The organism is Streptomyces sp. 3214.6, assembly GCF_900129855.1.
Taxonomy (GTDB): Bacteria; Actinomycetota; Actinomycetes; order Streptomycetales; family Streptomycetaceae; genus Streptomyces; species Streptomyces soliscabiei.
Genome location: NZ_LT670819.1, coordinates 1,797,006 through 1,818,891 on the forward strand (window position 1 = coordinate 1,797,006; position 21,886 = coordinate 1,818,891).

18 protein-coding genes and 1 pseudogene are annotated in these 21,886 nt (G+C 69.4%); 9 read left to right on the plus strand and 10 right to left on the minus strand.

All coding sequences use genetic code 11. From position 1 onward, the window contains the following. Nucleotides 1-3 precede the first annotated feature (3 nt). From B5557_RS08060 to B5557_RS08090, 7 genes are all read left to right on the plus strand, one after another. Entirely contained in the window at nucleotides 4-1,614 is a 1,611-nt protein-coding gene (locus B5557_RS08060) for an FAD-binding oxidoreductase (RefSeq protein ID WP_231976295.1), read from the plus strand. 73 nt (nucleotides 1,615-1,687) lie between these two features. Next, nucleotides 1,688-3,019: an ABC transporter substrate-binding protein gene (locus B5557_RS08065; RefSeq protein ID WP_159424345.1), complete on the plus strand. Its 1,332-nt coding sequence runs from the start codon at nucleotides 1,688-1,690 to the stop codon at nucleotides 3,017-3,019. A 33-nt stretch (nucleotides 3,020-3,052) separates the two neighbouring features. Next, complete coding sequence (locus B5557_RS08070) at nucleotides 3,053-3,922, plus strand: branched-chain amino acid ABC transporter permease (protein ID WP_079658476.1); 870 nt, start codon at nucleotides 3,053-3,055, stop codon at nucleotides 3,920-3,922. A gap of 3 nt (nucleotides 3,923-3,925) precedes the next feature. Further along, a complete protein-coding gene (locus B5557_RS08075) occupies nucleotides 3,926-4,996 on the plus strand; it encodes a branched-chain amino acid ABC transporter permease (protein WP_079658477.1) in 1,071 nt (356 codons plus the stop codon). Then, nucleotides 4,993-5,709 carry an ABC transporter ATP-binding protein gene (locus B5557_RS08080; RefSeq protein ID WP_007379945.1) on the plus strand — a complete coding sequence of 239 codons (717 nt, stop codon included), beginning with the start codon at nucleotides 4,993-4,995 and terminating at the stop codon, nucleotides 5,707-5,709. The genes B5557_RS08075 and B5557_RS08080 overlap by 4 nt, the downstream gene beginning before the upstream one ends. After that, nucleotides 5,706-6,455: an ABC transporter ATP-binding protein gene (locus B5557_RS08085; RefSeq protein ID WP_079658478.1), complete on the plus strand. Its 750-nt coding sequence runs from the start codon at nucleotides 5,706-5,708 to the stop codon at nucleotides 6,453-6,455. The genes B5557_RS08080 and B5557_RS08085 overlap by 4 nt, the downstream gene beginning before the upstream one ends. Continuing rightward, on the plus strand, nucleotides 6,452-8,062 hold the full coding sequence (locus B5557_RS08090; RefSeq protein ID WP_231976296.1) for an FAD-binding oxidoreductase: 1,611 nt from the start codon (nucleotides 6,452-6,454) through the stop codon (nucleotides 8,060-8,062). The genes B5557_RS08085 and B5557_RS08090 overlap by 4 nt, the downstream gene beginning before the upstream one ends. 36 nt (nucleotides 8,063-8,098) lie before the next feature. On the opposite strand, the gene B5557_RS08095 is transcribed toward B5557_RS08090, so the two are convergent. From B5557_RS08095 to B5557_RS08115, 5 genes and pseudogenes are all read right to left on the minus strand, one after another. Then, a complete protein-coding gene (locus B5557_RS08095; protein WP_231976297.1) occupies nucleotides 8,099-9,070 on the minus strand; it encodes a transposase in 972 nt (323 codons plus the stop codon). A 2-nt stretch (nucleotides 9,071-9,072) separates the two neighbouring features. Next, a pseudogene (locus B5557_RS08100) lies at nucleotides 9,073-9,587 on the minus strand (IS5 family transposase); the annotation flags it as partial. Nucleotides 9,588-9,798: 211 nt separating this feature from the next. Continuing rightward, a complete protein-coding gene (locus B5557_RS08105; RefSeq protein ID WP_197697293.1) occupies nucleotides 9,799-10,638 on the minus strand; it encodes a PRD domain-containing protein in 840 nt (279 codons plus the stop codon). Between the two features lie 88 nt (nucleotides 10,639-10,726). Next, nucleotides 10,727-12,178, minus strand: coding sequence for a glycoside hydrolase family 1 protein (locus B5557_RS08110; protein WP_079658480.1), 1,452 nt, complete (start codon nucleotides 12,176-12,178; stop codon nucleotides 10,727-10,729). Continuing rightward, nucleotides 12,165-14,072, minus strand: coding sequence for a beta-glucoside-specific PTS transporter subunit IIABC (locus tag B5557_RS08115; RefSeq protein ID WP_079658481.1), 1,908 nt, complete (start codon nucleotides 14,070-14,072; stop codon nucleotides 12,165-12,167). The genes B5557_RS08110 and B5557_RS08115 overlap by 14 nt, the downstream gene beginning before the upstream one ends. A 795-nt stretch (nucleotides 14,073-14,867) precedes the next feature. On the opposite strand from B5557_RS08115, the gene B5557_RS08120 reads away from it, so the two are divergent. Continuing rightward, a complete protein-coding gene (locus tag B5557_RS08120; RefSeq protein ID WP_079658482.1) occupies nucleotides 14,868-15,125 on the plus strand; it encodes an HPr family phosphocarrier protein in 258 nt (85 codons plus the stop codon). A 15-nt stretch (nucleotides 15,126-15,140) separates the two neighbouring features. Next, entirely contained in the window at nucleotides 15,141-16,817 is a 1,677-nt protein-coding gene (gene ptsP / locus B5557_RS08125; protein ID WP_197697294.1) for a phosphoenolpyruvate--protein phosphotransferase, read from the plus strand. 416 nt (nucleotides 16,818-17,233) lie between these two features. Here ptsP and B5557_RS08130 read toward each other — a convergent pair whose 3' ends face one another. From B5557_RS08130 to B5557_RS08150, 5 genes are read right to left on the minus strand one after another with little or no spacing between them, the layout of a single operon-like run. Next, a complete protein-coding gene (locus tag B5557_RS08130) occupies nucleotides 17,234-18,247 on the minus strand; it encodes a branched-chain amino acid ABC transporter permease (RefSeq protein ID WP_079658483.1) in 1,014 nt (337 codons plus the stop codon). After that, complete coding sequence (locus B5557_RS08135) at nucleotides 18,244-19,116, minus strand: branched-chain amino acid ABC transporter permease (RefSeq protein ID WP_079658484.1); 873 nt, start codon at nucleotides 19,114-19,116, stop codon at nucleotides 18,244-18,246. The genes B5557_RS08130 and B5557_RS08135 overlap by 4 nt, the downstream gene beginning before the upstream one ends. Continuing rightward, nucleotides 19,113-19,841: an ABC transporter ATP-binding protein gene (locus tag B5557_RS08140; RefSeq protein ID WP_079658485.1), complete on the minus strand. Its 729-nt coding sequence runs from the start codon at nucleotides 19,839-19,841 to the stop codon at nucleotides 19,113-19,115. Before B5557_RS08140 ends, B5557_RS08135 begins: the two co-directional genes overlap by 4 nt. After that, a complete protein-coding gene (locus B5557_RS08145; protein ID WP_079658486.1) occupies nucleotides 19,838-20,566 on the minus strand; it encodes an ABC transporter ATP-binding protein in 729 nt (242 codons plus the stop codon). Before B5557_RS08145 ends, B5557_RS08140 begins: the two co-directional genes overlap by 4 nt. After that, a complete protein-coding gene (locus B5557_RS08150; RefSeq protein WP_159424346.1) occupies nucleotides 20,563-21,885 on the minus strand; it encodes an ABC transporter substrate-binding protein in 1,323 nt (440 codons plus the stop codon). Before B5557_RS08150 ends, B5557_RS08145 begins: the two co-directional genes overlap by 4 nt. Nucleotide 21,886 lies beyond the last annotated feature (1 nt).

Below are 21,886 nucleotides of genomic sequence, written 5' to 3' on the forward strand. Positions count from 1 at the left end.
GACGTGCCTTTCCAGCCACCTTCCCACACCACCGTCCGCCCGCTCCCCGACGCCGCCGCCAACGCCTTCGTCGCGGCGCTCGGCACGGACGCGGTCCTCACCGCCCCCGAAACCGTCGACGACTTCCGAGACCCCTTCTCCCACCCGGGCTGGAGCGACCACACCGCGACCGCCGTCGTCATGCCGGCCACCGTCGAAGAGGTCCAGGCGGTCGTCCGCATCGCCGGCGAGCACCGCGTCCCGCTGTGGACCTTCTCCCAGGGCCGAAACAACGCCTATGGCGGACCCGCACCCCGCGTCCCCGGATCGGTGCAGGTCAGCCTGCGCCGCATGAACCGCGTCCTCGAAGTGAACGAGGAACTGGCCTACGCGGTCGTCGAGCCCGGTGTGCGCTTCTTCGACCTGTACGACCACCTGCGGGCCAGCGGTCACAAGGTCTGGTCCTCCGCCCCCGACCTCGGCTGGGGCAGCGTCATCGGCAACGCCCTCGACCACGGGATCGGCTACACCGTCGACGGCGACCACGCCGCCCGGCTGTGCGGCCTGGAAGTCGTCCTGCCCGACGGGAGTCTGCTGCGCACCGGCATGGGCGCGATGTCCGGCAACCGTGCCTGGCACGCCTACCCCCGTGGCTTCGGTCCCACGGCCGACGGTCTGTTCAAGCAGTCCGGACTCTCCATCGTCACCCGGGCGGGAGTGTGGTTGATGCCCGAGCCTGAGTGCTATCTCTCCGGCGGCGTCCAGGTGCCCCGCAAGGAGGACCTGCCCGTCCTCATCGACGCGCTTCGCCCCCTCCTGCTGGACCGCACCCTCCAGAACCACCCCGCCATCGGCCATCCGCTCTTCATCGCCTCCGTCATGGACGGCGCACCCACCCGTGCCGAGGTGTACGACGGTCCCGGCCCCGTACCCGAGGACGCGGTTCTCCGGCTCGCCCGGCGGTTGGGCCTCGGCCGCTGGAACATGCGCTTCGCGCTGTACGGCACCGAGGGCATCGTCGACGCCCGCCTCGCCCGGATCAGGAAGGCACTGTCGGTCATCCCCGGCGTCCACGTCGTCGGCGAGAAGTTCGCCGGACACGCTGTACACGACACCGCCCGAGATCAGAACGCCCAGGTCCAGGCGGGCATCCCCAGCCTGGACCTGATGCGGGCACTGTCCTGGTACAGCGGCGAGGGAGGCGGCCATCTCGACTTCTCCACCGTCTCACCCCTGCGCGGGGAGGACGTCGTACGGGTGCATGCCCTGCTGGACGACCAGCTGAGCGGCAGCGGGCTGGACTACGACCCCGCCATGATCCTGGGCCAGCGGCACATCACCAACGTCGCCCAGCTCTACTTCAACCCCTGCGACGAGAAGCAGACCGGCGACGCCTACCGGCTCTACCCCGAACTGGTCCGCGCCCTCGCCGGGGCCGGCTACGGCGTCTACCGCACGCACGTCGACTTCATGGACGCCGTCGCCGACACCTTCGACTTCGGCGATCACGCGCTGCGCCGCTTCAACGAGCGACTCAAGGACGCGCTCGACCCACACGGCATTCTCTCCCCCGGCAAGCAGGGCGTCTGGCCTTCCGGACTGCGCCACCTGCGCGACGTGTCGCCCAGCCGCTGACCCGCTTCCGCCCGCGCGCCCTTCCTCCCTTCCCCTTCGCCCCAGTCGACCACCGTGAGCAACGGAGCCCATTGTGAAGACCAACGGCAATCGCCCGCACAGATCCACGAGCACCCGCGTGCTCACCGTCGCCGCCTGCGCACCCCTCCTGGCCCTGCTGGCCACCGGCTGCGCCTCCACCGGCACCGACGCCGCCGCGGCCTCCTCCGCGAAGCCGTCCAAGGCCTCCAAGTGCGGCCTCGGCAACGGCAAGACGGCCACCGGGCCGGCCATCAAGCTCGGTGCCATCGTCTCTGACACCCCCGGGCTGAGCTTCACCGACGTCACCGACATGGCGAACGCGTACTTCTCCTGCGTCAACGCCAACGGCGGCATCAACGGCCGCCCCGTGAAACTCGTCGTGGAAAAGGACGCGCTCGACCCGCAGTTGACCGCGTCCCTGGCGACCAAGCTGATCGACACCGAGAAGATCGTCGGCTTCACCGCCAGCAGCAGCGTCCTGGACTGCTCGGTCAACGCCAAGACCTACGAGACGAAGGCCGTCTACGGCATCGACGCGGGCCTCGCCCTCGACTGCTTCAACTCCCCCGCCATCGCGCCGGTCAACGTCGGCGCAAGTTACAGCGCGCTGGCCACCGCCCAGTACCTGCTCGACAAGGGCGCCAAGAAGCTGGTCGTCTTCACCAGCAACACACCCGGCTCCAACGCCATCAACGCCAGCATCAAGGAGCTCGGCAAGAAGGCCGGCGTCCCGGTCACCGCCTGGGTGGAGAACGTCCCGGTCGCCGACGCCAACGGGCTCGCGCTCAAGGCCGCCCAGGCCGCGGGCGCCGGCGGCGGTGTCGTGGTGAACCTCAACGCGGGTGAGGCTCTGAAGGTGTTCAAGGCAATCGAGCAGCAGGGACTGATCGACCAGGCCATATGGGGCTGCCCGGCGGGCTGCAACGACCAGTCCATGCTCCAGCAACTGGGCAGCGCCTGGGACGGCAAGCTCGGTGTCAACGCCGAGATGAACCTGGCCAGCTCGCCCGGTCCGGACAACCAGCTCTATCTCCAGCTGCGCCGGAAGTACGCCCCGAAGACCCAGCTCGGAAACTTCGGCCAGCTCGGCTTCACCGCCGCACGGATCGCCGTCCAGGCGCTGCTGAGCATCAAGTCCGGCGACTACACCACCGCCACCGTGGGCGCGGCGTTCAAGGGTGTCAAGGACTACCGGTCCGACCTGTACTGCAAGCCCTGGTACTTCGGCACCCAGGCGTTCCACACCGCCAACAACACCACCCGGACCATCACTCCGAAGAGCGGTCAGTGGACGCAGACCCAGGACTGCTCCGAGATGCCCGCCCTCCCGAACAACAACTTCGCCAAGATCCGCGCATACGAGAAGCAGATCGGTCTCGGCTGACCGCCGGCGGCTGATCGGAACCGGACGTCTCCCATGCCAAGCCTTCTGCCCTTCCTCGTTCTCGGACTGGCTCTCGGTGGTGTGTTCTCGCTCTCCGGCGTCGGCATCGTGGTGCTGTACCGCACCACCGGAGTGCTCTATCTGGCGGGCGGAGCGGTCGGCGCCGTCGGTGCCTTCACCGCCTGCTCCTTGGCCACCACCGCGGGCCTGTCCGTCTGGCCCGCGGCCGCACTCGGCGTGGCGCTGTCGGCGGCGATCACCCTGGTGTACGGCCTGCTCCTCGGTCCCCGGCTCGCTCAGCGCGAACCGCTGGTCAAGGCCGCGGCCACGCTCGGTCTGACGCTCGTCCTGCTGGGCACCATGTCCTGGATCTGGGGCGCGCAGACCTACTCCCTCTCCCTGCCCACGACCGCCTGGGGCATCGTCCTCGGCACCGTCCACGTCAACGGCACCCAGCTGATCAGCCTGGCGCTCGGCCTGCTGCTCACCGCCGTCACCGCGCAGTTCCTGGACCGCACGGCGCTGGGCACGGCGATGCGCGCGCTGGCCGACGACCGGGAGAGCAGCGCGCTGCTGGGCGTACCGGTACGCCGGGTGGAGGCGGCCGCCTGGCTGGGTTCCGGCGTCGTCTTCGGCGTGGCGGGGATCGTGCTGTCCAACCTGGTCGGCCTCGACATCACCGGGCTGACGTTCCTGATCATCTCCGGGCTGGCCGCCGCCCTCGTCGGACGGCTGGAGTCGCTGTGGACCACGCTGGCTGCCGGCCTCGTCATCGGGGTCGCCCAGTCCCTGCTCACTCCCGTGGCGAGCCTGTCCTCCTACCGGTCCATGACGCCGTTCCTGGTGGCGATAGCGGTCGTGCTGGTCATGGCCGTCCGCCGCCCGTCACAGACAAGGGTCTGACGAATGAACGTCCTCGAAGACGCGCACCGCGCCACCGCACCGGACCATGCGCGGCACCCGACGGCGGCCATCGGGCACAGGCTGCGGCAGCCCCTGTCGGCGGCGGCCTGGCCGGCCGCTGTGGCGGCGGCCGCGCTCCTGCTGCCGCTGTTCACCAGCGCGTACTGGATCCAGGTCCTCACCGCCGCGGCGGTGTTCTCGGTCGCGGCCCTGGGTCTGAGCGTGCTGTACGGGCGGGTCGGGCTGATCTCACTGGGCCAGATCGCGATGCTCGCAGTCGGCGGCTGGACCGCGCAGCGGCTGGGCCAGACCGGCGCGTTGCCGTTCTGGCTGGTAGTGCTGGCCACCGGTGTGGTGACCGGACTGATCGGAATCGTCATCGGGCTCCCCGCCCTGCGGCTGTCCGGCCTGTACCTGGCCCTGATCACCCTCATGCTGGCCGCTGCGGTCACCATCGTGCTGACCAACACCAACTTCCCCAACGGCGGACCCGGCTTCCTCGGCTACGACCCCGTGAAATCCGGCACCGTGCCGCTGGCCCGGCCCGCCGTCGCCGCCGGCGACACCGCGTACTTCCGCTACACGGTCGTGGTCTGTGCCCTGATGTTCCTGCTGGCCATCGTCCATACCCGGGGCAGGCCGGGCAGGGCCTGGGCGGCGATCCGGCAGAGCGAGCACGCGGCGGTGGCCGCCGGGATCAACGTCACCCTGTACAAGCTGTGGGCCTTCGCCCTGGCGTGCTTCATGACCGGTGTGGCCGGGGCCCTGCTGGCGGCCAGCGCGGGCGGGCTGACGGTCTACCAGTTCCCCCCGCAGGAGTCGATCACTCTGCTGGCCGCCCTGCTGATGGCGGGCATGTACCACTTCGCCGGAGCCGTCGTGGCAGGGCTGATGCTGAAGGCGATGCCCGCCCTGCTCGACACCTGGGGGGTCAGCGGCAACGTCCTGCTGATCGTCTTCGGGGTGGGCCTCGTGCAGACACTGGTCACCTCGCCGGAGGGCATCGCCGGCCAGATGAGCCGGGACCTGGCCCGGCTGGGCGCCCGGGTCCGGATGCGGAGGACCACGTCATGATCGAGATCAGGGAGTTGACCGTACGCTTCGGCGGCGTCACCCCCATCCAGGCCATGGATCTGACGCTGCCCGGCGGCGCCTGCGGCCTGATCGGCCCCAACGGCGCCGGCAAGACCACCTTCTTCAACGTACTCAGCGGCTTCGTCACCCCGGCGACGGGCCGCGTCCTGGCATTCGGTGACGACCTGCTGGCCCTGCCGGGCCACCGCCGAGCCCGCTGGGGGCTGCGCCGCACCTTCCAGACCGAGCAGGCGATCGAGCAACTGTCGGTGTACGACAACGTGGCCATGGTCCACGAGCACACCGGGGGCCACCGCCGCGACCGCCACCGCGACGTGCTCACCGCCCTGGACTTCGTCGGCCTTTCCGTCAGCCCCACGGCCCCGGTCGGCGCCCTGGGCGCGGGGGAACGACGGCTGGTCGAGCTCGCCCGTGCGGTCGTCGGCCGCCCCCGCGTGGTCCTGCTCGACGAGCCCGCCGCGGGACTGCCGGACGAGGAGACGGGCCGGATCGGTGCCGTGATCCGCCGCATCCCGGCGGAGCTGGACGCCATGACCGTACTGGTCGACCACGACATGAGCCTGGTGTCTGCCTGCTGCGACGTCACCGCCGTGCTCGACTTCGGCCGGCTCATCGCCGCCGGTCCCACCCAGGAGGTCCTGCGCGACGAGCATGTCGTGCGCGCCTACCTCGGTACCGAGGAGGTCGCATGACCGTCACCACCGCGCCCGCGCTGCACGTCGAAGAGCTCCGTGTCGCACGCGGAACCCGGACCGTGCTGCACGACGTACGTCTCGACATCCCCGCCGGAGAGGTCACCGCTCTCCTCGGCCCCAACGGCGCGGGCAAGTCCACCCTGGTCCTCGCGCTGGGCGGCATCCTGCGCCCCACCGGCGGGCGCCTCCTGCTCGGCGAGCGCGAGCTGACGGGACGCCGGCCCGAGAAGGTGCGGGCGGCCGGGGTGGCAGTCGTACCCGAAGGACGGCGGCTGCTGCCCAGCCTGACCGTCCGTGACAACCTGCACGCCGCGGTCTACTCCCTCGGCCGCGAGGCCCGCCGGACCGGAGTCGAGTACGCGCTGGAGCTCTTCCCCGAGCTGAGGCAACGCTGGCACACCCCCGCCCGTGCCCTGTCCGGCGGGCAGCAGCAGATGGTCGTCCTGGCCCAGGCACTCGCCTCCCGGCCGTCCGTGCTGGTCGTGGACGAGCTGTCGCTGGGCCTGGCGCCGGTCGTGGTCAAGCGTCTGATGCCGGTCCTGGCCGACGTCGCCGCCGCCGGCACGGCCGTCCTGCTCATCGAGCAGTTCGCACACGTCGCCCTCGCCCTGGCCACCACCGCCCACATCCTGGAGGGCGGCCGCATCCGCTTCAGCGGCACGGCACAGGAGCTCAAGGACAACCCCGAGAAGCTGAGCGCCGCGTACCTGCTGCGCACGAATGCCGAGGACTCCCCGTCATGACCCGACCGCCCCTCTCCGCCGACGCTCTGGCCGCTCTCTCCGCCGCCCTCGGCCCGGAGCATGTCCTGCACCGCCCCGAGGACCTGCTGCCGTACCGCGATCCCTACGCCCACGCCTCCTGGCAGGAGCACATCCCCTCCGCTGTCGTCTCGCCCGCCACCGTCGAGGAGGTCCAGGCCGTCGTCCGGATCGCCGGCGAACACAGCCTGCCGCTGTGGACGTTCTCCCAGGGCCGCAACAACGGATACGGCGGTCCGGCCCCGGCCACCACCGGCTCGGTCTCGGTCAGCCTGCGTCGCATGAACCGCATCCTGGAACTGGACGAAGACCTCGCGTACTGCGTGGTCGAGCCCGGTGTGCGCTTCTTCGACCTCTTCGAGGAGATCCGGCGGCGCGGCCTCGCCCTGTGGCCCTCCATCCCCGACCTCGGCTGGGGCAGCGTCATCGGCAACTGCCTCGATCACGGCGTCGGCTTCACCCCGCTCGGCGACCACCCCGGCCGCCAGAGCGGCATGGAGGTCGTCCTCGCTGACGGCTCCCTGCTGCGTACCGGCATGGGCGCCATGGAGGGCAACCCGTCCTGGCCCGTCCGCAAGCCCGGCTTCGGTCCGTCGGCCGACGGGATGTTCATGCAGTCCAACTACGGCATCGTCACCAAGATGGGCTGCTGGCTCGTACCGCAGCCCGAGGTGTACATGTCCTGCGACGTGCGGGTCGATCGCGAGGAGGACATCGTCGCCCTCGTCGACACCGTCCGCCCGCTGCTCCTGGACCGCACCATCCCCAACTACCCCATCGCGTACAACACGATGCTCGTCGGCGGCGCGCTCAGCGGTGTGCCCCGCGAGTACTGGTACCGGGGAGAGGGCGCGCTTCCGGAGGAGGCCATCGACCGTATAGCCCGCGAGACGGACACGGGCCGCTGGTACATGCGCTTCGCCCTGTACGGCCACGCGGAAATCGTGGAGCAGCAGTACGAGATCTGCCGCCGCGCCTTCGAGGCCATCCCCGGCGCCCGCCTCACCGCTCGCGCATACGACGGCGCCACCGCCGTCGACCGGCTCACGGCGCCCGTCGAACCCATCCCGGACGGCCCGGCCGCCGCCCTGCCGCGCATCCGGCACCAGTCCGACACCACCCAGGCCGGCGTCCCCACGCTCGACCTGTTGGACAACCTCAGCTGGGACGAACACGGCGTGGGCGGCCACCTCGACTACTCCCCCGTCGCCCCGCTCACCGGCGAGGAGGCGCTGGAGCAGAACCGCTGGCTGCGCTCCGCCCTCGCGGCAGAAGGCCTGGACTACGCCACCTCCCTGATGCTCACCCCGCGCGCCTTCGTCAACATCACCTCGTTGTGGTTCAACACGGCCGACGCGGCGCAGACCCGGCACGCGTACGACGTGATCGGCCGGCTCATCCCGGAAGGCGCCCGCCGCGGCTACGGCGTCTACCGCACACACCTGCGCCACATGGATGCCGTCGCCGACACCTTCGACTTCGGCGGCCACGCCCAGCGACGCTTCAACGAAGCCGTCAAGGACTGCCTCGACCCGCAGGGCATCTTCTCGCCCGGCAAGCAGGGGATCAGGGCGCGGGCGCTGCGCTGAGCTTGACTCTGTCGGGGATCGTGGAGTCGCTGGGGGTCAACTGCCGAGAGTTCGCCAGGACTTCAGCCGGGGGATCTCACGCTGGTCGAGGTAGTCCTGGAAGGCAGTCGGTGGGCGAGACGTCGGGGGTTCCTCGGTCGGTGACAGTCCGCTGAGGCGCTCGATGTTCACGGCGATGGCCGTCAGGACGTGCTGGATGTGGTCTCTTCCTTGTCCTCGGTAACGGCAGCGGCGCATGCCGTGTCCGTGGGCGAACTCGTTGACCGTGCTCTCCACTCCGGAGCGGGCCGCGTAGCGGGCCTTCCACTCGGGTGTCTGCTGTTCCGTGCGGACGCGGAGTTGCGGGTCGCGGAGCTCTCGCGGGGGAAAACCCACGGTGCGGACGTTGTCGGCGGTGCTGGTGCACTGGGCGCGGACCGGGCAGGGGCGGCACTGGGTCTTGGTGAACCGGGCCACGATCAGCGGGGCCGCGGTGGGCGAGGACGTCGGGTAGGGGCCGTGCCAGCCCGCGCTGACCTGTCCCTGGGGGCAGGTGACCTGCTGATTGTCGTAGTCGATGTGGAAGTCGTCCCGGGCGAAGCCCTCGTTTTGGCGGTGCTGGCGGGTGGGGTTGCTCTTCAGCGGGCCGGAGACGGTGACCTGGTGTTCGCGGGCGGCTTGTTCCAGGTGGGGCAGGGAGGTGTAGCCGGCGTCGACCAGGTGCTCGGTGGGGAGCAGTCCGCGGCGGGCTAGGCGGGTATGGATGCCGGGTAGGACCTGGCTGTCGTGGGTGGTGGCCGCGGTGGTGGCCACGTCCGTGATCACGTTGGGGCGATCGGGAGCACAGGACTCGGTCAGATGGGCGGTGAACCCCTTCCAGCTGATGATGTGTCCGTGGCGTGCGTAGCGGGCCGAGGTGTCGTAGGGCGAGACAATCGCCCCGGAGGAGGGCGGCAGCCGGGGCCCGCCTTCCTTCTCGGCGGTGCGCCAGCACAGGCGGCCCGCGGCATCGCGGTGGTAGTTCTGCACGCCACGGCCGGAATCTTGTCCAACAGCGGCAGCAACTGGGTGACGTCGTTGCGATGTCCGCCGGTCAGCGACACTGCGAGCGGGATGCCCTGGCCGTCGGTGATGACGTGGTGTTTGCTGCCCGGGCGTGCGCGGTCGACCGGGCTGGGCCCGCTTTTGGGCCCCTGCGGGCGGCCCGGACGTGGGAGGAGTCGATCACCGCCCGGGACCAGTCCAGCTGGTTCTTCGAGCGCAGCTTGTTCAGCAGCAGCTGGTGCAGCTGGTCCCAGACGCCGGCCTCGTTCCAGGCGGCCAGCCGGCGCCAGCAGGTCATCTGCGAACCAAAACCGAGCTCCTGCGGCAGGTACTCCCACTGGATGCCGGTGTGCAGCACGAACAGGATGCCGCACAGAGCCTGCCGGTCGGGCACCCGCGGCCGCCCCTCGACCTGCTTGGGCGGTGGTGCCGGCAGCAACGGCTCGATCAGCGACCACAGTTCGTCCGACACGATCCACGGCCGCGACTGACGCTTCCCCATGCTCTCGCCAACGAGCGATCAAGCTGGCAGTCACATGATCAAACCGCTTTTGTCAGAGCCAGTTAGTCCACCCACGCCCGCCCGGCACGTACCTGCCCGCCAGAGCCCGGCTCGCAGGGGCGCGTTGGTCGGGGAAGCACTGTCAATCCACGGCAGGTGCGCGGATCCCATTCACATGCCAAGTCGCCTCAAGGGTGGGGCGGGGGCTTTCCTACTCTGGTGCCACTCGGGCGATGTGGAGTGCCAGGTAGGCGATCTCCTCGTTGGGCGGTTCCGCGCCGTAGGTCTGCCGCACATACGTGGCGATGCGGCCGGCCGCGTCCACCGCACGCGGGTATCGGCCCGCGAGCTGGGTGTAGAGGAAGTCGTCGGTGCTGGTCAGGAGTTTTCCGCTGAACAGCCGCTCAGCGAAGTACTGCAGGTGGCTGATGAACCGGGCCTTGTGCAGATCGTCCTCGTCGAACCGGGCCGAGGTGGTGTGGGTGACGATCTGCAGCACCGAGTTCAGCAGCTGAACGACGCGCATCGGGTCGGCGTGCTCGGCTCCTGTGTCCGCGTTGACCAAGTGGAACGCGACGTTGGCCGCTTCGTCCTCGGGCAGCTGAACCCCCAGTCGTTCCCGCAGGAGTTCGACACTGCGTACCCCGATCGTCCACTGTGCGGGGTAGAGCGTGCGCATCTCCCATGTGAAGCGGTTGGCGACCCGCAGTCCCTGTCTGGTCCGTTCGGCTGCGAAATGGAGGTGGTCTGTGAGGGCCAGGTAGATGTGCGGGTCGAGGTCGAGTCCTTTGTCTGCGGCCAGCGCGACGATCTCCCGGGTGAGTTCGATGTAGCCGGGCGGTATCGCGGCCAGGAGCTCGGTGAGGTGCTGGCGGTCGTCGTCCGGTAGGGGGACGAAGATGCGGTCGGGGGCGTTGGGCGGCACCGTGTCGCCCGGTTTGTGCCCGAAGCCGATGCCCTTGCCGAGCAGCACCCGCTCCACCCCGGTGTCGTCCTCCACGAGGACGACGCTGGAGTTGAGTACCTTCTTGATGGTCTGGCGAGACGACACTGTCTGCATCCTCAACGGGGTGAAAGCGGGTCGGGCGGCCTTACCCGCACTGGAACGGACGGCACGTGCAGGGCGGGGACGGTCCGGTTCAGGTCAGGTCCGTTCCGTTCGTGGCGATGACCTTGCGGTACCAGTCGAAGGAGTCCTTGCGGTAGCGGTTGAGGCTGCCGTCGCCCTCGTCGTCCTGGTCAACGTAGATGAACCCGTAGCGCTTCGACATCTGTGAGGTGGACGAGCTGATCAGGTCGATCGGCGCCCAGCTGGTGTATCCCATCAGGTCCACGCCTTCGTCGACGGCCTGGATCATCTGCGCGAAGTGGGCCCGGAAGTAATCGATGCGGTAGGGGTCGTGCACCTTTCCGTCTGCTGTCAGCTCATCCCGCATGCCGAGGCCGTTCTCGACGATGAACAGCGGGAGGTGGTAGCGGTCGTAGAGGGAGATGAGCGCGATCCGCAGGCCGACCGGGTCGATCTGCCAGCCCCACTCGGTGGAGTCGAGGTAGGGGTTCTTCACGCCGAGGATGGTGTTGCCGGGGGTGCGCTCGGCGTCGGGGCTGACGGATTCCGTCGAGGAATTGTAGTAGGAGAAGGAGATGAAGTCCGCGGTGTGCGCGGCCAGCAGTTCCTCGTCGCCGTCCTGGAAGGGGATGGTCACCCCCTTGCGTTGCAGGGCGCGCAGGGCCAGCCTCGAATATGAGCCGCCGGCCTGAACGTCCGTGCACAGGTACAGCAGGCGCTCCTTGAGCTGGGTGGCGGCGACGTCTTCGGGTCGGCACGTGTTCGGATACGTCAGGAGCATGGTGAGCATGCATCCCATGCGAGCGTCCGGGACCAGCTCGCGCAGGAGTGCGGTGACGCGGGCACCGGCCACGAACTGGTGGTGCAGGGCCGTGTAGCAGGCCTGGTCGAGGCTGCCCTCGACGGTGTCCGGGATGATGCCGCCCGAGGTGAACGGGTGGCGCAGGATGCCGTCGATCTCGTTGAACGTGAGCCACAACTTCACGTACGCGCCGAACTCCGTGAAGCAGGCCCGGGCGAAGCGCTCGAACAGCTCGATCGTGGAGCGCTCGACCCAGCAGTTGTTCTTCAGCGCCAGGTGCAGCGGCGGGTCGTAGTGGGAGAGGGTGACGAGCGGTTCGATGCCGAGGCGGCGCATCTCCTGGAACATCGCCCGGTAGTGGTCGATGCCGGCTTGCAGCGGTTCCGTCTCCTCCCCGGTCGGAAACAGCCGGGTCCAGGAGATCGAGACGCGCAGCGTCTTGAATCCCATCTCGGCGAAGAGCGCCAGGTCCTCGGGGTAGCGGTGGTAGAAGTCGATGCCGCGCCGCTTGGGGTAGCGGGAGTCGTCGGTGTCGGCGATCGCCTTCTCGACGCTGTCCCGGGTCCAGGTGTGGAAGGCGGCGTACTCGGTGGGAGACAGGTGCGGCTTGTAGGCGGCTACGTCGGACACGGCGGGACCTCGGCCGTCCTTGCTCCAGGCGCCCTCGACCTGGTTGGCGGCCACGGCGCCGCCCCAGAGGAAGTTGTCAGGCAGCGGCATCGGAGAGTTCCTTCTTGCGGAGGGTGGCGAGCGGGCCGTCGGTCCCGACCGGGCCGGTGGCGATGTCGGAGAGCGGGTGGTCGGCGGAGTTGAGGACCACGACCGGCGTGGTCAGCACGTAGCCTGCGGCCTTGACCGCCTCGATGTCCACGTCCACGACGAGCTGGCCCGCGGTGACGGTGTCGCCCTGGGCGACATGCGCGGTGAAGTGCTCACCGGCCAGCTTCACGGTGTCGATCCCGATGTGGACCAGGATCTCGGCACCTGACGGTGTGGTGATGCCGATGGCGTGCTTGGAGGGGAGCAGCGAGGTGACGGTGCCGTCCACGGGCGCGACGAACCGGCCGGAGGTCGGCTCGATCGCCACTCCCGCACCGAGCACTCCCGAGCTGAACACCTGGTCTCCGACCTCGGAGAGCGGAACCACGACGCCGCTGACCGGAGTGATCAGCAGCTCGCCGGCGCCCGACGCCCCGGCGGACACGGACTCGGGACCTGCCTGACGGGTCTTTTCGGCGATGGCCGCGGACGTGGAGTCCTTCCAGGTCAGCGCGGAGATGGCGAAGGCGACCCCAAAGGCCACCAGCAGGCCTACGACCGCATTGACGATGTTGGACGGATCGTCGGCGTTGACGAACATCGACATGCTCGCCAGACCCGGGCCGACCACGGCGTAGGAGGAGACGTGGGTGATGCCGACGTAGGCGCCCCCGCTGAACGCCCCGGCGACCACCGCCACCAGGGTCCGCTTGTTCTGCAGGGTCACGCCGTAGAGAGCGGGCTCGGTGATGCCGAACAGCGCGGAGACGCCGGCAGAGAGGGAGGTGGCGCGCAGTTCCTGCCTCTTGGTGCGCAGGGCGATGGCCAGGGTCGCACCCGCTTCACTCATGTTGTGCGCCAGCGAGGCCGGGTTGTAGAGACTCTCGGAGCCGGTCGCGGTCATGGTGTTGATCGTCGGAGGAATGAACGCCTTGTGCATGCCGACCGAGATCACGAAGGGAAGCAGTGCGGCGAGCAGTGCGACCGCGACCCAGCCGAGCGTGGAGTGCATCCACAGCATCGCCGAGGTGAGCTGAGTGCCCATGCCGTAACCCAGGGGGCCCAGCGCCAGCATTGTCACCGGCACGACGATCAGGAAGCACATCATCGGTACGAAGAACACCCGGATCGGCCCCGGCGTGTATTTGTTGAAGAACCGCTCGACGATCGCGAGGAACAGAACGGCGAGAATTGCGGGGAATACCTGCGCGTTGTAAGGCACGTTCGTCACAGGGATCCCGAACATCGAGATTCCACCTTCTCGCGTGATCAGCTCGGTGAATCCGGGATGCAGCAGCACCCCGACGGTGCCGAGCGCGACCGGCCGGTTCACGTTGAGTTTCCGCGCCGTCGTGTAGGCGACGAAGAGTGGCAGGAAAGTGAAGACCGCTGTCGGAATGGCAGCGAAGAGGAGGTAGGTCGGATCGGTGTCCGACACCCAGTGGATCGTTGTCAGCAGAAGCAGCAGTGACTTCAGTACGCCCGCGCCGGCGATGGCCGGGACGACCGGGGTGAAGACGCTCACCACGAAGTCCATCACCGTGCCGCCCAGGCGCTTCCAGGTCCAGGGCGTCTTGGCGGCGGGCACCGCCCCACCATCCCCGTCACGGTCACCGAGCAGCCTGCTCAAGGCGTTGTGGAAGTCGATGACCTTGCTGCCGACGACGACCTGCGTCTGCGGCGGGCCGGTCACGACCCCCACCACACCCGGGATGGCCCGCAGGCGTTGTGCGTCCACTTTCGCGTCGTCCGCCAGGGTGAAGCGCAGCCGGGTCGAGCAGTGCTGCAGGGCGGCGACGTTCTGCGCGCCGCCCAGGGCGTCGAGAACCGCTTTCGCGCTCCCGTTCACGTCCATACCAATACTCCTTGCGCCTGTGGCCCGGTACGCGACTGATCTGGGAGGCAGGGTGTTTTCGGGCAACAAAAAAGGACCCGGCGGCAAACGCGTTCGGTTACGCGTTTTCCGCTCGGATCCTGCCTGCATGACCAGTCACATGTCCTGGCGACAGGTTGCAGGAAGGTGACAGGGGTGTCAATACAGCGGGAAGAAACAACACGGCACGTTTCGCGCCAGGTCGTCGAGGGGGTGACGGCGAACAGCGCGTCAAGGCCCGCGCGGGGCGGGCGAGTTGTTCCTTCCACGGCCGTGCCCGCCGGACCTGGCCGACGCCGGCAAGACGCTGGCCATGCCGGCAGGTGGGCGTTCCGCGCGCAGCGAGGCCCCGGGTGACGTGGCCTGCGTCACAGTTGCGTGTGGCGGGTGTCCCGCTTTACCTTGGCTGCCGCCCCAGCGGGTCATCTCCGGTCGGACGGCCGGGGTTCTCCAGTAGCTCTTCGACCTCCTTGCGAGCGGTCCAGCGGACGGACCGCTCACAGGTACAGGTCGACGCGGCGCAATTCATCACTGCCCTGTGGTACTTCTTCGTCCGATCTCCCAACGGTCGCAAGCTCAAGGGCGATCGCACCGGCAGAGCACCGCCACGCGCACCGTCCGACCCCAGCCTGACGAGCCGCTCCCGGCTGCAGGTCCTGGAGTTCCGTCCGGGAGAGCCGCTCACCGAGGGCGAGGTCGCCCCCCTCATCTGCACGGCGTCCGGATGCTCGTCGAGTGCCGGAACCGGCAGGCCAACACGTCTCGAAAGGGTCCGATATGCCCTCCCGCACTGTGACCGTCGGTTCCGCCGTCGGTCTGCACGCTCGTCCCGCCGCACTCATCGCGGCAGCGGTGAGCGAGTACGACGCCGGCATCACACTCGCCAAGCCGGGCGAGGAAGCGGTTGACGCCTCCTCGGCGCTGCTGATCATGACCCTTGGCGCCCAGCGGGGGGACACCGTAGAGGTGGCCGGTGAGGATCCGGCGGCTATCGATGTGATCGCCGACCTGATCGCACGCGACCTGGATGCCTGAGGAGCGATGATGACCGTGACGTCGAACATCCTCAGCGGCACGCCTGTGGTGCCCGGTGTCGTCTACGGCCCGGCGGCCCGGATCACCAACGAGATTCCCCTCAGTGCCGTTGACGCCTACCGCCGCCGCCCGCCAGGCGACCCCGAAGAACTCCTCCTCGCGTACGACAGTGCGGTGGCGCGGGTGGCCGAGTCGCTGCACGCTCGCTCCGCCAACGCCTCCGGGAGCGCGGCCGAGGTCCTCGTCGCGACCGCCGGACTCGTCCGGGACAAGGGCCTGCGTCACTCTGTACACAAGCGGCTCGAGGCGCGCGAGCCGCTGCTGACCGCGGTCTCCGGGGCCGTGGAGGAGTTCACCGTCCTCTTCACCAAGATGGGCGGCCTCATGGCCGAACGGGTCACCGACCTGGAGGACATCGAGCGGCGGATCACCGCGCGGATCGTGGGGGTGGCGGAGCCGGGGCTCGTGCTCCCGGCCGAACCCAGCGTCCTCGTTGCCGAGGATCTGGCGCCGGCCGACACGGCCGGTCTGGACCCTGGGCGCATCCTCGCCCTGGTCACCGAGAGGGGCGGCCCCACCAGCCACACCGCCATCATCGCCCGGCAGCTGGGGCTTCCCTGCATCGTCGCAGCGTCCGGCGTCACCTCTGTCCCGGACGGCACACGGCTCTTGGTCGACGGCACGTCAGGAACCATCGAGTCCGAGCCCGACGCGACCCACGCGAACCGGCGGGTCGCGCAGGGCCGCGCGTGGCGTGAGCGGCTGGCGACCTGGTGCGGCCCCGCGAGAACTGCCGACGGGGCGCCGGTAAAGCTGCTCGCCAACGTGGCCGACGGCCGGTCAGCCCGCGCCGCGGCCCCGACGCCCGTTGAGGGTGTCGGGCTGTTCAGGACCGAGCTCTGCTTCCTCAGCCGGGAAACCGAGCCCGACGTCGAGATACAGGCGGCGATCTACGCCGAGGTGCTCGCCGCGTTCGACACGGGACGAACCGTGGTGATCCGCACCCTCGACGCGGGTTCCGACAAGCCCATCCCCTACGCCACGTCGGCAGGCGAGGACAATCCCGCCCTCGGCGTCAGGGGATTGCGTCTCTCGTTCGGCAACCCCGGCCTCCTGAAGCGGCAGTTGGACGCCGTCGCTCTCGCCGCCGCGACGACAGGGACCTCCCCTTGGGTGATGGCGCCCATGGTCGCGACCGTCGACGAGGCGGCTGGCTTCGCAGCCGAGGTCCGCTCCCGTGGACTCACCGCCGGCATCATGGTCGAGACACCCGCGGCGGCACTTCTGGCCGACCGGATCCTAGACGTCGTGGACTTCGTCTCCATCGGCACCAACGACCTCACCCAGTACGCCATGGCCGCCGATCGCCTGGCCGCGGACCTCGCGCACCTCACCGACCCCTGGCAGCCGGCAGTCCTGCGGCTGGTGGCGATGACGGCCGAAGCCGGCCGGCGGCTCGGCAAGCCTGTGGGGGTGTGCGGTGAAGCTGCCGCCGACCCCCTCCTCGCCTGCGTCCTTGTCGGCCTGGGCGTCACCTCTGTGTCCATGGCACCCGCGGCCGTACCGTCCGTCGGCGTCCAAGTGGAGAGCGTGGCCGCCAAGCAGTGCCGGGCGGCGGCCGAGAACGTCATGAGGGCCGTCGACCCGCAGGAAGCGCGCGAACTCGCCCGCGCGGTCCTCACGCCGGCGTGACCGCGGACCCGGGCAGGGCGAGAGCCGGCTGCCCGGGTCCGCCGGTCTGCCAGGAACGTGTGCGGACGCGCGTTGCCCGCGGATCACCCATCCCGGGTCCTGGCCGGCCGCTTGGCATGGGCTGCCCTGACCACGACGCCCTCGATGCCGACCGTGCCCCAGACCGGGTCCAGCCGGCCCACGCGGTCGCCCGGTCGGTCGTGGACGGGCACAGGATGAACCGGGCGGCGAGCACTTCGCGGGCGAAGAGGTCCTCCCACTCGGTTCCCGCGGCCTTAAGCACGTCGAAATCGATCAACTGGGCAGGGCGGACAGCCTCAGCCCGGACGGCGCTGCGACGGCGCGGTTTCGAAAGTTCACCGAAGCTGCGGTACGACGAGCTCTCCGTCGAGCACGAGGGCCTCGCCGAGGCCGATCTATGACCGGACCGTATGGCGCACCGGGAAGACGGCGAAGCCCGTGCGGTGCGCCAGCGTCCCCCACAACCCCCGTGGCAGATACAGGGAGACCACGATCGCGGCCGCGCCCACCACGATCAGGTACCAGACACCGCTCTGCGCGAAGTACTTGTCGAGGAGGAAGTACGTGATCGCGCCGACGACGGGGCCCTCGATCGTGCCGATGCCACCGATGATCACCATGAAGACCATCAGGGCCGAGTACTGCACCCCGAAGATCTGCGTCGGCGACGCCACCCCCAGGCTGTTGACGCAGATCACCGCACCGGCGGCGGCACATCCGGCGGCCGCTGTGATGTAAATGATCCGCTTGCCGCGTGTGACGTTCACGCCGAGGGAAGCGGCGGCCGTGTCGTCGTCACGGATGGCCTGGAGGCTCAGGCCGAGCCGGCTGCGCAGGACGGCGTAGGTGCCGAGCACGGCCGTGGCCATCACGGCGAGCGCCAGCCAGTAGGTGAAGGCGCGCCGCAGCACCGGATCGGTGGTGACGTCCGAGAGGGTGCGTCCACTTGCAGCACCCAGGGAGTCGAAGCGGACCACGATCAGGCGGACGACCTCGGCGATCACCCAGGTGCCGACGGCGAAGTAGCCGCCGCGCAGCCGGAAGGCGAGGTACGACACCGGCCAGGCGAGCAGAGCCACCGCGGCGGAGACGACGAGCGTGCCGGCGTAGACGTTCACGCCGTGGTCGTTGACGACGAACAGCAGGTAGGCGCCCAGGCCGATGAACGCCTGCTGGCCCATCGACATCATGCCCGCGTACCCCGCGAGCAGGTTCCACATGGAGGCCAGGGCCACCAGGTAGCAGAGCTTCACCAGTTGGGCCGTCACCCCCGATTCGACGACGTAGGGGAGGGCCGCCATCGTCAGGAGGACGACGGCCGTTCCTGCCAGGCCCAGGACGGTAGCGCGGCCACCGCGGTGTACGGCCGGAAGTACGGTCGCCTCGGCGGGTGCTGTCTGGACGGTCATGCGAGGACACTCCTGCCGAACAGGCCCTGCGGGCGGAACACCAGGACCAGGAGGAAGACCACGTGCCCCGTGAGCAGGGGAAGGTCCGGGGAGATCTGGGCGCCGACGGACTGCGCCACACCGAGCACCACACCACCCGCGAGCGTGCCCCACAGCGAGCCGAGACCGCCGATGATGACCGTCTCGAAGGCGAACAGGACGGTGAGCTGACCCTCGAAGGGGGTGACGCCGCCCTGTCGCATCGTGTACAGGACACCGGCCAGGGCCACCGTCGCGAAGGCGATGACCGAAGTCAGGGCGTACACGCGGCGGTTGTCGACGCCCATGAGGCGGACCACCGCGCGGTCGTCGGACGTGGCCCGGACTATGCGGCCGGGCTGCGTGCGGAAGAGGAAGAGGTGGAGGGAGGAAAGGACCGCCACCGCCGCGCCCACCGTGATCAGGGGGAACCAGCCGATGGCCAGGCCACCGCCGAGGTCGATGCTCGCGGTGCCGAGCGAGCCGATGGGCAGGGGCTGCGCGTCGCTGCTGAACACCTGGACCAGGACGTTCGGGATGATCACCGAGATGCCGAAGGTGACCAGCATCGGGGCGAGTTCGCCGAGGCCCATCGCCCGGTCCAGCAGGGAGCGTTGGACCAGGTAGCCGAGCCCGCCCACCGCGATCATCGACACCACGACGGTGACGGGGACCGGGACGCCGTAGTGGGCAGCGGTCACCGAGGCCACATAACCGCCGAGGATCATCAGGTCCCCGTGGGCGAGGTTGGCGATCCGCATCACGCCGAAGACGAGGGAAAGTCCCGCGGCGGCCATGGCGAAGATGCCGCCGAGCAGGACGCCCTGCAGGATTGCGTTGAGCCAGTTCATGGGGTCTTCACCTCCGGGAAGGCACCGGTGCCGAAGTACGCGGCGGTCACCTCGTCGCGGGTGAGTCCGGCCGTCGTGCCGGTTAGCACGATCCGGCCCTCCAGGACACACGCGATGCGGTCCGCCACGGCGAACGTGCGGTTCAGGTCCTGCTCGACCAGGATCACGGTCGCGCCCTCGGCACGGATACCGGGCAGCGCCGTGTAGAGCTGGTCCACGACGAGCGGGGCCAGGCCCAGGGAGACCTCGTCGAGGAGCAGCAGACGCGGATTGCCCATCAGGGCGCGGCCGATGGCGACGGCCTGCTGCTCACCGCCGGAGAGCCGGGCTGCCTTGCGGGTACGGCGGTCGGCGACGAGCGGGATCGCCTCGTACACCTTGGCCAGGTTCCAGGGGCCCTTGCGCCCGGTGGCGGCGCCCACCTGGAGGTTCTCCTCCACGGTGAGCGACGGGAAGAGCCGGCGGCCCTCCGGGACCAGACAGACACCCTTGCGGGCCCGGCGGATGTCCGGCTCGGCGGTGACGTCGTCACCGGCCAGGCCGATGGTGCCGCGGAAGGGCTTCAGGGCTCCCGCGACGGTTTTCAACAGAGTTGATTTCCCTGCGCCGTTGGCGCCGACAAGGGCGAGCAGCTCACCCTCGGCCACGTCGAGGTCGATGCCGAACAGGGCCTGGAAGTCGCCGTATCCGGCATCGACGGAGTCGACTCGCAGCAGCGTGCTCATGCCGCCGCACCTCCCAGATAGACCTCCGCGACCTCGTCGCTGGCCAGTACCTCGTGCGGGTCGCCGTCGACGCGGATCCGGCCGTAGGCGAGGCAGACCAGCCGGTCGACGACCTGGACCAGGGCCTTGACGACATGCTCGATCCACAGGATCGTCACGCCGGACTCCTTCAGGGACAGCACGGTGGTGACGAGTTCCTCCGCCTCGGCCTCGGTGAGGCCGCCCGCGATCTCGTCGAGGAGGAGCAGGTCGGGGCCGGTGGCGAGCGCCCGCGCCAGCTCCAGCCGTTTGCGGCCGAGGAGGGGCAGTGAACCGGCGGGCTTGTTGGCGAGGTGGAGCAGCCCGGCGGTCTCCAGCGCGCGCAGGGCCTGCTCGCGGGCGGGGGCGCCGCGCAGCCGGGCTCCCCGCTCGGCCCCGACCAGGGCGTTCTCGAACACGGTCAGGTCGCCGAAGGGGCGCGGTATCTGGAAGGAGCGGCCGACGCCGAGCCGACATCGCTGCGCCGCGGAGGTGCGGGTGACATCGCGGCCCGCCAGCCGCACGGAACCCGCGGTCGCGCGCTCGACGCCCGAGATCGCACTGAGCAGGGTCGACTTGCCCGCGCCGTTCGGGCCGACGATGCCGACGGCCTGCCCCCGGGGTACGGTCAGCTCGACGTCTTCCAGGACCCGCAACTCCCCGAAGTGCACGGCGAGATGGTCCACTTCGAGCAGGGGGCCGGTCACAGTTCCGCCGCCTTGGCGTCGGGCTTGACCTCGGGCAGCAAGCTGTTGCTGATGACCTTCAGTTCGTACGCCTCACCGCTGCCCTTGACCCACTGGGTGCCGACCATGGGGATGGTGGCGACGTTCTTGACCGGGTTGGCCGCACCGCCGCCGGTCCAGGAGAGGTGGCCGAGGACGGTGTCGAGGCTGGTCTTCGCGATCTGGGCGGCGACGGCCTCGCGGTCCTTGGGGTTCGCGTTGCGCAGGACGTGGTTGGCGACCTCGAACAGCGCGTGGTTGGGGCCGAGCCCCTGGTTCCACGAACGGCCCTTGGACAGCGGGGACTTCTCGTAGTCGTCGGCGAGCGCGGTGGCCGTCTGACCGGTGATCGTGGAGGTGAACGGGAACTGCGGCACCCACCAGCTCGCCGTGCACAGGCCGTTGCCGAGGTTGTTCGGCAGGGAGGCCACCGTCGACTCGAAGAGGATGGCCTTGGAGATGGTGGCGATCTTGGGCTTGAAGTTCTGCTGCGCGGCCTGGGTCCAGAACGTCGCGAAGTCGGGCGGCGAGGGCACGCCGGCGAGGATCTCGACGCCCTCCTTCTTGAAGTCCGCGATGATCGACGAGAAGTCCTTGGTGCCGGGCTCGTAGGAACCGGGGTCGACGAAGGTGAAGCCCTTGGTCGGGGGCTGCGCGCGGTAACCGGTGGTCTTGTCGCGGAAGGCGTTGCCGTCGGAGTCGTTGGGCCACAGCACGCCGACCTTCTTGTTGGTGGCGTGCTGCCGCCACATGTCGCTCTCGACCCTGGCCACGTGCTCGATGCCGTCGAAGAAGTGGAACGTGTACGTGAAGGTCTTCTTCGGCGTGCCGCCGCGTCCGAAGAACCAGGCCTGCCAGGGCTCGATGGTCGAGACGCAGGGCACGCCCTCGCTCTCGCACTTGGCCGCCACCGGGTGGATCGTGTCCGGCGTCGCGGTGACGAGGACCAGGTCGACCTGCTGCCGGGAGATCAGCTCGTCCGCAATGGTGGCCGCCTGCTGGGGGTCCGAGCCGGTGTCGCGGTCCAGGATCTTCACGTCGTAGTTCTTGCCGTCGTGGGTGATCCCCTTGGCGAAGAAGGCACGCATCTGCTGGAGGATGTAGGCGTCGGACTCGGCGAAGGCCGCGTAGGCGCCGGTGCGCGGACTGACGTAGCCGATCTTGATGGTGTCGCCGGTCGAGGTGCCCGAGCCCTTGAGGCCGGAGGAACAGGCGGAGAGGATCGGGGAGGCCGCCACGGCAGTGGCTCCGAGGCCTCTGAGGACGCTGCGGCGGGAGGGCTTGATCGCGGGGTGTTCCATT

Bases quoted from the DNA above. Each gene is read 5' to 3' on its own strand.
- B5557_RS08070 (WP_079658476.1), top strand. From the start codon at position 3,053: ATGCCAAGCCTTCTGCCCTTCCTCGTTCTCGGACTGGCTCTCGGTGGT.
- B5557_RS08075 (WP_079658477.1), top strand. From the start codon at position 3,926: ATGAACGTCCTCGAAGACGCGCACCGCGCCACCGCACCGGACCATGCG.
- B5557_RS08080 (WP_007379945.1), top strand. From the start codon at position 4,993: ATGATCGAGATCAGGGAGTTGACCGTACGCTTCGGCGGCGTCACCCCC.
- B5557_RS08085 (WP_079658478.1), top strand. From the start codon at position 5,706: ATGACCGTCACCACCGCGCCCGCGCTGCACGTCGAAGAGCTCCGTGTC.
- B5557_RS08090 (WP_231976296.1), top strand. From the start codon at position 6,452: ATGACCCGACCGCCCCTCTCCGCCGACGCTCTGGCCGCTCTCTCCGCC.
- B5557_RS08110 (WP_079658480.1), bottom strand. From the start codon at position 12,178: ATGCCGCTGCCTGACAACTTCCTCTGGGGCGGCGCCGTGGCCGCCAAC.
- B5557_RS08115 (WP_079658481.1), bottom strand. From the start codon at position 14,072: ATGGACGTGAACGGGAGCGCGAAAGCGGTTCTCGACGCCCTGGGCGGC.
- B5557_RS08120 (WP_079658482.1), top strand. From the start codon at position 14,868: ATGCCCTCCCGCACTGTGACCGTCGGTTCCGCCGTCGGTCTGCACGCT.
- B5557_RS08130 (WP_079658483.1), bottom strand. From the start codon at position 18,247: ATGACCGTCCAGACAGCACCCGCCGAGGCGACCGTACTTCCGGCCGTA.
- B5557_RS08135 (WP_079658484.1), bottom strand. From the start codon at position 19,116: ATGAACTGGCTCAACGCAATCCTGCAGGGCGTCCTGCTCGGCGGCATC.
- B5557_RS08140 (WP_079658485.1), bottom strand. From the start codon at position 19,841: ATGAGCACGCTGCTGCGAGTCGACTCCGTCGATGCCGGATACGGCGAC.
- B5557_RS08150 (WP_159424346.1), bottom strand. From the start codon at position 21,885: ATGGAACACCCCGCGATCAAGCCCTCCCGCCGCAGCGTCCTCAGAGGC.